Raw genomic sequence first — 12,033 nt, 5'->3', positions numbered from 1 at the left:
CCCTCACCCTGGTCCTCTCCCTGAAAGGGAGAGAAACTGTCCGGATCTCCGCTATCGAAAGGAAACGGTCTGAGCTTTCCTTTTCACTTTTGGGGAAAGGCGTTACCGGACTTCCCCCTCCCCCCTTTGGAGAGAGGGTTGGGGTAAGGGACCAAAACCGCTGAATGCGCCAGATTATTGGTTCAGCAGAGCCATAATTTCCTGCGTTCGCGCCTGCATCAGCGCCTCGTTTCCGCGAGACTCCACGTTCAGGCGCACCACCGGCTCAGTGTTAGAGCTGCGCAGGTTGAATCGCCAGTCGCCAAACGCCATGCTGATGCCGTCCGTGTGGTCAATCTCTGCCGCGTGCGGGCCGAAATGCGCGCGAACACGTTCAATCGCCTCTGCCGGGGTTGCCAGCTTGCTGTTGATTTCACCACTTGCTGGCCACGCCGCCATGCGATCCCCGACCAGTTCGCCCAGCGTTTTGCCCTTCAGGCACAGCAATTCGGTCACCAGCAGCCAGGGGATCATCCCGCTGTCGCAATAGGCAAAATCGCGGAAATAGTGATGGGCACTCATCTCCCCGCCGTAAATGGCATCCTCTTCACGCATACGCTCCTTGATAAACGCATGCCCGGTTTTCGACATCACCGGCTGGCCGCCCGCACGTTCGACGATATCGACCGTGTTCCAGGACAGGCGCGGATCGTGAATGATTTTTGCTCCGGGCTGTTTTTCGAGGAACGCCGCCGCCAGAAGGCCCACGATGTAGTACCCCTCGATAAACTGCCCTTTCTCGTCGAACAGGAAGCAGCGGTCAAAATCCCCGTCGAAGGCGATGCCCATATCTGCCCCGTGCGCAATCACCGCGTCGCGGGTATCGGCGCGGCACTCCGGCAACAGCGGGTTAGGGATCCCGTTCGGGAAATTGCCGTCCGGCGTGTTGTGCACCTTCACAAACGTCAGCGGGACATTAAGTGCCTTAAAGCGGGCTTCGATGGCGTCCACAATCGGGCCAGCCGCGCCGTTACCGGAGTTCACCACCAGCTTCAGCGGCTTGATGTGGCTGACGTTGATGTAGGAGAAAAGATGGTCGAGATAAGCGTCTACCACCGACACTTTCTGATAGCTGCCGCGCGCCGCCTCATCCACCGGCGGGAAGTCGTTGGCTTCCGCCAGGCGCTGTACGTCACGCAGGCCGGTGTCACCGCTGATAGGGCGAGCCCCCTGGCGCACCAGCTTCATGCCGTTGTAGTCCATCGGGTTGTGGCTGGCGGTCACTTCGATGCCGCCGTCCACGTCCAGGTGCCAGGTGGCAAAGTAAATCTCTTCGGTACCGGACAGGCCGATATCCAGCACGTCCACGCCCGCATCCTGCAGGCCACGCGCCAGCGCCTGTTTCAGCGATTCGCTGGTCAAACGTACGTCGCCCCCGAGGACGATGGTTTTCGGCTTCAGGTACTCGCCGTAGGCGCGGCCAATGCGCCAGGCGATGTCTTCATTTAGCTCGTCGCCCAGGCGACCGCGGATGTCGTAGGCTTTAAAACAGGTCAGTTGCTGCATGATTTCGCTCCTTCGGGCAACAGTTACCCAACCCACGGGTTCTTGGCCCGTGGAGCTTGTTTTTTAGTCAGGGATTAAATACGTCCGTAGCGATCCTGGAAGCGGACGATGTCGTCTTCTTCCAGATAGGTACCGGAGCGAACCTCAATCAGGTCGAGGGGAATTTTGCCGGGATTTTCCAGGCAGTGGGTCATGCCGAGCGGAATGTAGATAGACTCGTTTTCACCCAGCAGCTTAATCTCATCCCCCAGCGTGACTTTGGCGGTGCCCGCCACCACAATCCAGTGTTCGGCGCGGTGGTGGTGCATTTGCAGCGAGAGCCCTTCGCCAGGCTTAACGGTGATACGCTTTACCTGGTAACGCTCCCCGGCGTCGATGGAGTCGTATTTCCCCCACGGGCGGTAAACTTCCCGGTGGTTATGGTGCTCGTGGCGGCCATCACCTTTGATGCGCTCCACCACTTTCTTCACGTTCTGTACGTGGTCACGGTCGGCAATCAGCACCGCATCTTTGGTTTGCACCACGACCAGGTCTTTCACCCCCACGGTAGTGACCAGGCCGGATTCGGCATAGATGTAGCTGTTTTCGGTTTCGTGACTGATGACATCGCCGTGATGTACGTTCCCTTCCGGGCTCTTGGCGCTGATTTCCCACAGCGAGGACCACGAGCCTACATCGCTCCAGCCGGCGTCCATCGGCACCACCACCGCATCGGCGGTTTTTTCCATTACCGCATAGTCGATAGACTCATCCGGGCAGGCCAGGAACGCCTGCTCATCCACGCGAACGAAATCCAGATCCGGGTCAACGCCCGCCATGGCTTTTTCGCAGGCGGCCAGAATATCGGGGCGGAACTTCGCCAGCTCTTCCAGATAGCGGCCCGCGCGGAACAGGAACATGCCGCTGTTCCAGTAGTATTCGCCGCAGGCGACATAGGCCTGGGCGGTGGAGAGATCGGGTTTTTCGACAAACTGCGCGACGCTGAACGCCACGGCATCGGCGCCGTTTTCCGGCGTCGCCACTGCGCCACGGCGAATATAGCCGTAGCCCGTTTCCGGCAGGTCGGGGACGATCCCGAAGGTCACCAGCTTGCCTGCTTCCGCATAAGGCATCGCACAGCGCACCGCCTCGCGGAAAGCTTCTTCATTCTGGATGACGTGATCGGCAGCGAGGATCAGCATAAGCGGGTCCTTCTGCGGCTGGTTACGCAGCGCGGCCAGGGCGGCCAGCGCAATGGCTGGCGCGGTGTTGCGCCCGGCCGGTTCCAGCACGATATTTTCGGTCAGTTTACTTAGCTGGCGCAGCTGCTCGGCGACAATAAAGCGGTGTTCCTCATTGCAAATCACCACCGGGCTTTCGCACTCTACCCCGTTCAGGCGATTGATGGTGGTTTGCAGCATGGTCAGATCCCCTTTCAGGCAGAGGAACTGCTTGGGGTACAGCACGCGGGACAGCGGCCAGAGACGGCTCCCGTTTCCGCCCGCCATGATCACCGGATAGAGTTGTGACTGACTCATCATTTATCCCCGAATGTCAGCAATAAATTGGCTTAACACGTTCTCTTTTTCGAGCGTGCGTTCGGCATATTCACGTGCCGTCGTGTTGTGTTGTGGCAACTGCAGACAGCGTTCAATGCCCGCCGCCAGCGCATCGGCGGATTCAGGCATCACGCAAACCGCAATGCCCGGATGCGCTTCGCAAAGCTGGCCCAGCTCTGTTTCAGGCTCGGCGGTAATCACCGCATTGCCGCCGACGGCCAGGATATTGGTGAGTTTTGACGGCAGGACGGCGTCTGCCGCTCCCCGGCGCTGGATAACCAGATGACAATCGGCCAGGCAGAGCAGCGCGGGCAGCGCGTCGTAAGACTGAAGCGGGTGGAACACCACGTTACTCAGCCCGTGAACGTGCACCAGTTTTTCGAGCCTCTCTTTACCGCCGCCCTGGCCCACAATCACGAACAGATACGGGCTCTCAGAGAAGCGGCTCGCCACTTCAATCACCGTTTCCAGTCCCTGTTTTTCGCCGATGTTGCCGGAGTACAGAATGATTTTTTTATCTTCCGGCAGGTTGAGCGCCTGGCGCACGGCCTGGATTTGCGCCGGATCAACATCACGGAAACGCGCCACTTCCGACCAGTTAGGGAAAAAAATCACCCGCTGTGGGTCGACGCCTTTCTCGGTAGCCTTGTTCATCATCGAGCGAGAAATGGTGGAGACGTTATCAACGTTGTGCAGTCCGCTTTTTTCAAAGCGCTGGGCCAGGCGAGCAATTTTTCCCGGTGTCTTTCCGGCCATACCGAGGCCGAGCATTGCGTCCACCTCGTAGTCCTGAATGTGCAGCAGCGTGCGCGCCCCGCTCAGTTTTGCCAGCAGACGCATCCCCGGCACGCAAAACAGCGTCGGCACCACGCCAATGACCCGGTCTGGCTTCCAGCTGCGTTGCGCCAGAAGCGGGAAAAATGAACTCAGCGCAAAGCTGCCCAGGTGAATCAGGCGTTTCAGCGTCGAAGGCTGCTTCGGCACATACAGCGGGCAGCGCCAGACGGTCGCTTTCCCCTGCTCTTTTTTGTATTTCCACGCCGAGTAGTCCGGGTGCACGCGCCAGACCGGATAATAAGGCGGCGCGGTGATCACCCGCACCTCATGGCCCCGGCTGGTCATCCACTCCACCATTTCACCGGTGTACTTGCCGATGCCGGTCAGCTCCGGGGAATAGTTAATGCCGTAGACCAGAATTTTCATAAGCCCGGAACCTTCCCTTTGCCCTGAGTGATGAAGTAAGCGCGGCTGTTGTCGTGCACGTCTTCGCGCTTGAGCAGCGCTTCCGGCGTCAGCCAGCAGTAGGCTTTGTGCTGCTCAGCAGGCAGGTTCAGCCGTTTGTCGTCCACCCGCAGGCGGAAACCCAGCACCACGTAATGGGTCGAGAAATCCTTCCCGGAGAAGTTATCACCGTAGAAATGCTGCCAGACGCCGTAAAACTCCCCGTCCAGCAGAGTGAACGATTTGCCCAGCTCAGCCTCGGTAAGACGAATAAAAGCATTCGCCAGCGTTTCGTTCTTCAGCACCCTTCCCCCCGGCACAAACCAAAAGCCCTTCGCAGGGCGATTGGTCCGTAAACCCAGCAGGAATTCGCCCGCCTGGTTTTCGATGATAAGGTCGATGGAGATCAGCGGCGTGGCGCTCACTACGGTGGCAAAATCTTCCGCGCTCAAAAACATGCTTACCCCCGGAACCGTTGCTGATTTTCGAGGAACCACTGGTAAGTGCTGGCGAGGCCCGCCTCCAGGGAAATCTCGTGATACCAGCCGAGGCGATGCAGGCGGGATACATCCAGCAGCTTGCGCGGCGTGCCGTCAGGTTTGGTGGCGTCAAACACCACGCGCCCCCGGTAGCCGGTCACTTTGGCCAGCGTCTGCGCCAGTTCACGAATGGTGCAGTCCACGCCGGTGCCGACGTTAATGTGCGACAGCATCGGATCGGTATTCTCCTGCCACACTTCCTGATCCAGCTCCATCACGTGAATACTGGCCGCAGCCATGTCGTCCACGTGCAAGAACTCACGCATTGGCGTGCCGCTGCCCCATACCACCACGTCCGGGGCATTCTCTTGGGTGGCTTCATGGAAGCGGCGCAGCAGGGCCGGAATGACGTGGGAGTTGCTCGGGTGGAAGTTGTCGTTCGGCCCGTACAGATTGGTCGGCATCACCGAGCGGTAATCCCGCCCGTACTGGCGGTTGTAGGACTCGCACAGCTTGATACCGGCAATCTTGGCAATCGCATACGGCTCGTTCGTGGCTTCAAGCGTGCCCTGCAGCAGCTCGCTTTCGGCCATCGGCTGCTTCGCCATCTTCGGGTAAATACAGGATGAGCCAAGGAACAACAGTTTGTTCACGCCGTGCGTGTGCGCGGCATGAATAATGTTGCTTTCGATCATCATGTTCTCGTAGATGAACTCTGCCGGGAACGTGTTATTGGCGACGATGCCGCCCACTTTTGCCGCCGCCAGGTAAACCTGGTCGATTTTCTCGCTGGCGAAGAAGGCATTAACGTCCTCAGCGTCCAGCAGATTCAGCTCATCCCGCCCGCGCAGCACCAGCTCAACGTCATCGCGCTGCCCGAGCTGGCGGACAATGGCCGAGCCGACCATCCCACGGTGACCGGCAACAAAGATACGTTTCTTATTCATGCTCAGGACTCCAGCGCGATGGCGACCTCATAACCATGGGACTTCAGCAGGGAGTGTTTCTTCGCCGCTTCCAGATCTTTGGCTACCATTTCACCGACCATCTCCTGCAGGGTAATTTCCGGCTTCCAGCCCAGCGTTTCGTGCGCTTTGGTTGGGTCGCCCAGCAGGGTTTCTACTTCCGCAGGACGGAAGTAACGAGGATCAACGGAGACGATAACGTCGCCTGGCTTCACGCCCGGTGCGTCGTGACCCGTGACGGAAACCACAATGCCTTTCTCTTCCACGCCCTGACCCTCAAAGCGCAGTTTGATGCCGAGCTGAGCCGCCGCCATTTCTACGAACTGACGCACGGAGTACTGCACGCCGGTGGCGATCACGAAGTCTTCCGGTTTTTCCTGCTGCAGCATCATCCACTGCATTTTCACGTAGTCTTTGGCGTGGCCCCAGTCGCGCAGGGAATCCATGTTGCCGAGGTACAGGCACTTCTCCAGGCCCTGAGCGATGTTGGCAATCGCGCGGGTAATTTTGCGAGTGACGAAGGTTTCGCCGCGACGCGGAGATTCGTGGTTGAACAGAATGCCGTTACAGGCATACATGCCGTAGGATTCACGGTAGTTGACGGTGATCCAGTAGGCGTAAAGCTTGGCGACTGCGTACGGGGAACGCGGGTAGAAAGGCGTGGTTTCTTTCTGTGGGATCTCCTGCACCAGGCCGTAAAGCTCTGAAGTGGATGCCTGGTAGAAGCGAGTTTTCTTTTCGAGGCCGAGGAAACGAATGGCTTCCAGCAGGCGCAGGGTGCCCATCGCATCCACGTCCGCGGTGTATTCCGGTGACTCAAAAGAAACCGCGACATGGCTCATCGCGCCCAGGTTGTAGACTTCATCCGGCTGCACTTCGGACAGAATACGGGTCAGGTTGGAGGTGTCGGTCAGGTCGCCATAGTGCAGATGGAATTTTGGGTTACCCGCGTGCGGATCCTGATAAATGTGGTCCACGCGTTCGGTGTTGAAAGAAGAGGCGCGACGCTTGATACCGTGAACTTCATAGCCTTTTTCCAGCAGGAATTCCGCCAGGTAAGAGCCGTCTTGTCCGGTGACACCCGTAATGAGAGCTACTTTAGTCATGATAATTTATCCTCTGTGAACATTTTTATTGGCCCTTACCCCTCACTCCCTGTCTCTCCGCAGAGGAGATAAACAGTCACAAACAGAGCAAGGGTGAAAGAATTACGCGCGGTCGCGTATTTTTACTGCCGGGTTTCCCCGGCAAACGGCATTCGCCGGTAATGATTTATAAACGCTGCTCCGGGCTCCCACGACACAGCCATCACCTATCGTGACGCCCGGGGAAACAAATACATCTGTTGCCAGCCAGCATTTTTCGCCGATAACAATCGGCGACTGGGTAATATCGAAATGCTGACTCATATAATCGTGACTGCCGGTGCACAAATAACATTTTTGCGACACCACTGAATTAGCACCGATACTAATTTCACCGAGGGTATAGAGCACGGCATCATCGCCAACCCAGGCATAATCTCCGAGCGTTAACTTCCATGGGTAGGTAATTTTCACCGAGGGGCGAATAACAACCTTCTTGCCTACCCTCGCCCCAAAAATACGTAATAAAAAGGCACGCCACGGATATAAAACTTGCGGAGACCAGGCAAATAAAGTGGCCTGAACCGCCCACCACAACTGCACTTTAATGCCGCTCGCGCCGCGAAATCCCCTCGGTACACTGAAGCCGCTTAAATCCTGCATAATATTTCCTGTAAGCTTTAAGTTTTGTTATAAAGCGCTTTTGCTTTGCCGGTTGTTTTTAACCTGAGTCGGAAAGAGAGTTCGGCAATGAAGCCCGGCACGCGTAATATTTTTCGCTGAACATTTCTCGCATCACGGCACAATTCAATATTGTTAGAGGTAGACACGCCGCCCATTGAAAATTCAGACACCAGCCCTTTGATACGCTTAAAGGCATAGCCGTTTTTATACATTTTTGCCGCCAGCGCGTAATCGGATGAGACTTTATATTGCAGATCGTAGGGATATTTACGCAGTCCAGAGAGCGGGAAAAAGATAGCCTGATGGCTGGCCGGCAGGCTGTGGTATATATACCAGCCCCGCTTGGCGCTGCGGCGAATTTTATTGCCATCGCCGAAGTCCAGCAGCGCGTCACCAATCACCATCGCGTCATCGCGCTCGCCTGAGGCTGCCAGCTGATAAATCACCTCGGCAATCTCAGGGTGGAAAGCATCGCCGGAGTTCAGAAAGAGCGCATAGCGCCCCTGCGCCATGGCGATGCCTTTGTTCATCGCGTCGTAAATGCCGCTGTCTTTCTCACTGACAAAACGCAGGTTGTACTGGCCCTGCAGGCCTGCCAGAAACTCAGCCGTGCCGTCTGGAGAGTTGCCATCCACCACAATCCATTCGAACTTGATGCCTTTGGCCTGTGCCAGGTGCGCCAGCGATTGCCAGGTCTTCACGACCCCGGCATGGTTACGCCATGCCACTGTAATAACACTTAATAACATTATTGCGCACCTCCTGGCAGCGAATGCTTAATTGCTTTACGCAAAATAAATGGGCAAACAATTAAAAATGCATATTCCGGGCTAAAAATAGAACCGGTAAAGAACAAAGATACAGGCATAAACAACCAAAGCTGAACACGATAATTCTCATTATTTCCAAAGGCATTGCGCATCATTTTCATGACTCGCCACATATAGCCAGCGGTCATTAATACTGCAAACCATGAGAAATAAATAATCAGCAGATACAGTCCATTGTCCACGGTTTTCCCTACATCCGCACCGTTAAATATTCCGAATGATGCTACATATTCATAGAGAGAACCAAACCGTACTACGCCATCAACATTTGCCAGAGAGTAGCCAACCATCGCTAATGGACCAATAATACGGTAATACGATGACGATCCTTCTGTTCCCAAATCACCAACACGGGTTGCGATATAAGGGAAAGCGAATACCAAACCGATTAAAAAAACAGCCAGTGAAATAATTGCTAATGGCAACTTCTTTTTAATGGCGCTTTTATTAAGGTATTGAAACGCCCACTCCAGCAGATAAAACAAAATAAACGTCATTACCCCAGAGAAAGATCCTGACAGGATTATCCCTAAAAGAATCATAACATCAGTTTTCGGCGTTTTGATACCAAACTGTTTGATGCTGAGCCAAATTGAGATTAATGCCAGGGCGAAGAAAGCGGGCTCGAAATAGAGCGCCGTAGTACGCCGCCCACCAAAGCTAATAAAGTTGAGCACGTAACTGTTGCTGTAGATGAGAAACTTTGAAATTTTCTCAATCAGGCTACTGCCGCCGGTCAGAATAATCTGAGCCATTTCCGCCGCCGCCAGCGCCACAATAATGCCCACCACGGCATAGAAAAACCGTAATATCTTGCGGTGATTGCGCTGAGAAATAGTTTTGAATCGGCAGCTCCATGTCATGCCCAATATCAGCACAATATAGACAAACAGCATCATCGAGGTGACGTACTTGGCCGGATCGAGCGACTGGCCAAAAATGTAGTTAAACGCCGTCAATCCCGCCCCCACACCCAACGCAATCATCAGTTTTTTAAGGTTGATGCGCTCGATATACAGAAACAAAATCGCCGGCAGGAAGGTCACGATGGTTATCGGGAAGCTCTCCCCCAGAGAGGCGAGCTTAATGTTCACCACCAGATAGATGAACGGCAGCAGCAGATAGCTACAGACCCTGATAGAACGAGACATATTCCTCCAGCATCTGCTTGCCGCTATAGGCCGTGCGGCTGGCTGCACGGAAGGTCGCTAAATCAGTCGCGAAAACCTGCTCTGCCAGCTGCGTTTTTTTAAGCTGCACCAGCGCCAGAACATGTTCCGGGGTGAAGGTTTTGCCCCCCACTTTACGCAGAACTTCATCCGCGGCCTCGCTGCTCGTCGCCACCACCGGCACGCCGATAGACAGCGCCTCGCACAGGATCAGCGGATAGTTATCCACGCGAGAACTGAACACCAGGCTGTCCATCGTGTTCAGCTCGCTCATCAGCGCGCGCTTGTCGGTCATATAGCCGTGGTTCACCACGTTAGCGCCTTCAAACGGCGAGAATTTGCCAAAGGTATGCAGCTCGATTTTGTCGCCCAGCGCCATCATTGCCTGTACCAGTTTCTGGTTGGTTTTGCCGTCATAGCGCAGGTCGTGGGCCACAATAGCCACGCGGGGTTTCACCGTCGCGACGCCGCATTCAGGCAGCTCCGCCAGAATCGCCTCGGTGGCGACGTCAATACCGTTATTAATGATGCTGCAGCGCCCGGCACCATAAAGCTGATTAAAAGCCTCTGCGACGTGCTGGCTGGGGGAGATAAACTTGCAGCCCAGCGCCAGCATCTCGCGAAACAGCTGGCGCTTGCCCGCCACCTGCTGGTGCGCCTTATCCACTTTGACCGGTGGATAGTTGTTCAGCGTCGGGCATTTAACACAGCCGGTTTTCCAGCCTTCACAGCCGTCCAGAAAAGCGCAGCGCCCGGTAATGCTCCAGTGATCGTGCAGCGTCCAGACGAAGGTAACATCCGGCTTGTGCGCCTTCACCCGCTGGCAAAACGACACCATTTCGTCCAGGTTCAGCCAATAGCTGTGCACCACATGGAAGTGCAGCACAACCGGCTGTGGGCTGCGAGTGACCCGACGGTAAAGCTTATTCAGATTGCCGAATGGATCGCGGTTCAGAAAACGGAACAGCGCGATATTGGCAACCGACACCAGGCGAGGCGTGTGTTTCTCAACGTCGGGATAAATGTCGTGGCTGGCGCTTTTCTTACCGCCTTTGCCATAGCCATAGATAAAACGTGAAGACAGCCCGGCCAAACGTGCACGCTGGTGCAGATCGAGCGCCACGCCCGCCGCACCACCTTCGGCCAGGCGGACATTAAATTGCATGATGTTCATTGGATCACCTTCACCCGAGCTTTTTCGCCGACCACCAGCGCATTGTCCGGCACGCTGTCCAGCACCACGCTGCCCGCGCCTACAGTCACATTATTACCAAGGGTGATATCGCCCACGACGATCGCGTTAGCGCCCAGTTCAACGCCGTTGCCTATCACCGGGCAGGCGAGACTGCTCCCCCGGTTACCAATGGTGACGCCGTGGCGGATGGTGAAATCATCCCCGACGACGACGAACTTATTGATAACCACCGCGTAGCCGTGATGAATAGTGAACCGACGGCCAATGGTGGCTCCCGCCTGAATTTCATAGCCAAACAGGCATTCAGTAATGAATCGATAGGCCAGCAGCACGGGCGCGGCCCATAGGTTGTTGATGACGTTTTTCTTGCGCCACACCGAGCAAAAGTGGGCTACGCGATAGGCCAGCACCATGCAGCACGGGCGCAGGCTCCAGCTATTGGCACGAATATCCTCCAGCACGCTTACCTCCCCCGCAGACTGTCGGCCAGGCGCTTGCCGTTGCGCACCGTCAGCAGAGCTAACAGGGTGCGCCACGACATGCGCTTATTGCGGATTTGGTAGAGCGTATACAGCTGATATTTCTTGCTGGCCCGGTCGAACTTGGCTTTGTGTTTGCGGTAAAAGTGGAAATAACCGGCAAATTTCCTGGGGGATTTGGTTATCTGCATTTCGCCGTGATTAACGTGCAGAATTTGGGTCGCCTCTTCCACCTTCCACGGCTGGCCGAACGCCACCACCATGCGCAGGAAGATGTCGTAATCCTGCGCCGCCTTCAGCTCGGTATCAAACAGGCTGCTTTTAAAGCGTTCGGCGTAGGTAAAGACCTGATTGCCTATGATATTGCGCTTGTAGAAAAGCTTCAGGGAATACGGCGACTTCGGGTACAGCGGCAGGCTGGTCGGCTGCGAGTAGACCTGCCCTTCACACAAATAGTCGTTGGCATATAAAAACGCGTGGGTGACCAACTGATGCTGGTGGGACAGAAACACCGACAGCCGGTTCGGCGTCCATTCGTCATCATCATCAATGCCGGTGATAAAACGCCCTTGCGCCAGCCCAATGGCCTGGTTACGTACCGCGCAGGCACCGCTGTTCACGTCGTTGTGAATGTAACGCACCCGGGGATCGCCGAGGTCTGCAACAAACTGCTGCAGCTGCTGGAAGCTGGCGGAGCAGTCATCGACGATGATCATTTCCCAGTGGTCATAATCCTGCCGCAGCACCGAGTTGATGGCGCGAATAGCCAACTGCTGGCGGTTCCACGTCGGCATATATATAGAGATAAGCGGGCGAGTTGCGCTGCTGTTCATGGCTATCACC

Annotated in this window: 12 protein-coding genes; all 12 read right to left on the bottom strand. The window is 55.8% G+C overall.

Features of this window, described 5'->3' with window-relative positions; all coding sequences use genetic code 11:
- Positions 1 to 174 precede the first annotated feature (174 nt).
- Positions 175 to 1,545: a phosphomannomutase CpsG gene (gene cpsG, locus ACR6JA_RS12365; protein ID WP_494492861.1), complete on the bottom strand. Its 1,371-nt coding sequence runs from the start codon at positions 1,543 to 1,545 to the stop codon at positions 175 to 177.
- A gap of 74 nt (positions 1,546 to 1,619) precedes the next feature.
- Positions 1,620 to 3,062 carry a mannose-1-phosphate guanyltransferase gene (cpsB, locus tag ACR6JA_RS12360; protein WP_213712507.1) on the bottom strand — a complete coding sequence of 481 codons (1,443 nt, stop codon included), beginning with the start codon at positions 3,060 to 3,062 and terminating at the stop codon, positions 1,620 to 1,622.
- 3 nt (positions 3,063 to 3,065) lie between these two features.
- Complete coding sequence (wcaI, locus tag ACR6JA_RS12355; protein ID WP_494492860.1) at positions 3,066 to 4,286, bottom strand: colanic acid biosynthesis fucosyltransferase WcaI; 1,221 nt, start codon at positions 4,284 to 4,286, stop codon at positions 3,066 to 3,068.
- Positions 4,283 to 4,762: a GDP-mannose mannosyl hydrolase gene (locus ACR6JA_RS12350; protein WP_213712509.1), complete on the bottom strand. Its 480-nt coding sequence runs from the start codon at positions 4,760 to 4,762 to the stop codon at positions 4,283 to 4,285. Before ACR6JA_RS12350 ends, wcaI begins: the two co-directional genes overlap by 4 nt.
- Before the next feature lie 2 nt (positions 4,763 to 4,764).
- Entirely contained in the window at positions 4,765 to 5,730 is a 966-nt protein-coding gene (gene fcl / locus ACR6JA_RS12345; protein ID WP_494492859.1) for a GDP-L-fucose synthase, read from the bottom strand.
- A 2-nt stretch (positions 5,731 to 5,732) separates the two neighbouring features.
- The gene (gmd, locus tag ACR6JA_RS12340) at positions 5,733 to 6,854 is read right to left on the bottom strand and encodes a GDP-mannose 4,6-dehydratase (protein ID WP_008455078.1); all 1,122 of its coding nucleotides are present in this window, start codon (positions 6,852 to 6,854) and stop codon (positions 5,733 to 5,735) included.
- 102 nt (positions 6,855 to 6,956) lie between these two features.
- Positions 6,957 to 7,496 (bottom strand): colanic acid biosynthesis acetyltransferase WcaF, encoded by a 540-nt coding sequence (gene wcaF / locus ACR6JA_RS12335; protein WP_213712511.1) that lies wholly within the window; start codon positions 7,494 to 7,496, stop codon positions 6,957 to 6,959.
- A gap of 17 nt (positions 7,497 to 7,513) precedes the next feature.
- Positions 7,514 to 8,266, bottom strand: coding sequence for a colanic acid biosynthesis glycosyltransferase WcaE (gene wcaE / locus ACR6JA_RS12330; protein ID WP_494492858.1), 753 nt, complete (start codon positions 8,264 to 8,266; stop codon positions 7,514 to 7,516).
- Entirely contained in the window at positions 8,266 to 9,498 is a 1,233-nt protein-coding gene (gene wcaD / locus ACR6JA_RS12325) for a colanic acid polymerase WcaD (protein ID WP_008455083.1), read from the bottom strand. The genes wcaE and wcaD overlap by 1 nt, the downstream gene beginning before the upstream one ends.
- On the bottom strand, positions 9,473 to 10,690 hold the full coding sequence (gene wcaC, locus ACR6JA_RS12320) for a colanic acid biosynthesis glycosyltransferase WcaC (RefSeq protein WP_213712515.1): 1,218 nt from the start codon (positions 10,688 to 10,690) through the stop codon (positions 9,473 to 9,475). The genes wcaD and wcaC overlap by 26 nt, the downstream gene beginning before the upstream one ends.
- Positions 10,687 to 11,172 carry a colanic acid biosynthesis acetyltransferase WcaB gene (wcaB, locus tag ACR6JA_RS12315; protein ID WP_213712517.1) on the bottom strand — a complete coding sequence of 162 codons (486 nt, stop codon included), beginning with the start codon at positions 11,170 to 11,172 and terminating at the stop codon, positions 10,687 to 10,689. The genes wcaC and wcaB overlap by 4 nt, the downstream gene beginning before the upstream one ends.
- 2 nt (positions 11,173 to 11,174) lie before the next feature.
- Positions 11,175 to 12,023 (bottom strand): colanic acid biosynthesis glycosyltransferase WcaA, encoded by an 849-nt coding sequence (wcaA, locus tag ACR6JA_RS12310; protein WP_494492857.1) that lies wholly within the window; start codon positions 12,021 to 12,023, stop codon positions 11,175 to 11,177.
- Between the last annotated feature and the right edge of the window lie 10 nt (positions 12,024 to 12,033).

It is taken from the genome of Cedecea sp. B1(4), assembly GCF_059414925.1.
This window is presented reverse-complemented; position numbering and strand designations above follow the sequence as displayed.

Excerpts from the sequence above, each read along its gene's own strand:
- wcaD (WP_008455083.1), bottom strand. The coding sequence starts at position 9,498 with ATGTCTCGTTCTATCAGGGTCTGTAGCTATCTGCTGCTGCCGTTCATC.
- wcaI (WP_494492860.1), bottom strand. The coding sequence starts at position 4,286 with ATGAAAATTCTGGTCTACGGCATTAACTATTCCCCGGAGCTGACCGGC.
- cpsB (WP_213712507.1), bottom strand. The coding sequence starts at position 3,062 with ATGAGTCAGTCACAACTCTATCCGGTGATCATGGCGGGCGGAAACGGG.
- ACR6JA_RS12350 (WP_213712509.1), bottom strand. The coding sequence starts at position 4,762 with ATGTTTTTGAGCGCGGAAGATTTTGCCACCGTAGTGAGCGCCACGCCG.
- wcaA (WP_494492857.1), bottom strand. The coding sequence starts at position 12,023 with ATGAACAGCAGCGCAACTCGCCCGCTTATCTCTATATATATGCCGACG.
- wcaC (WP_213712515.1), bottom strand. The coding sequence starts at position 10,690 with ATGAACATCATGCAATTTAATGTCCGCCTGGCCGAAGGTGGTGCGGCG.
- cpsG (WP_494492861.1), bottom strand. The coding sequence starts at position 1,545 with ATGCAGCAACTGACCTGTTTTAAAGCCTACGACATCCGCGGTCGCCTG.
- wcaF (WP_213712511.1), bottom strand. The coding sequence starts at position 7,496 with ATGCAGGATTTAAGCGGCTTCAGTGTACCGAGGGGATTTCGCGGCGCG.
- wcaE (WP_494492858.1), bottom strand. The coding sequence starts at position 8,266 with ATGTTATTAAGTGTTATTACAGTGGCATGGCGTAACCATGCCGGGGTC.
- fcl (WP_494492859.1), bottom strand. The coding sequence starts at position 5,730 with ATGAATAAGAAACGTATCTTTGTTGCCGGTCACCGTGGGATGGTCGGC.
- gmd (WP_008455078.1), bottom strand. The coding sequence starts at position 6,854 with ATGACTAAAGTAGCTCTCATTACGGGTGTCACCGGACAAGACGGCTCT.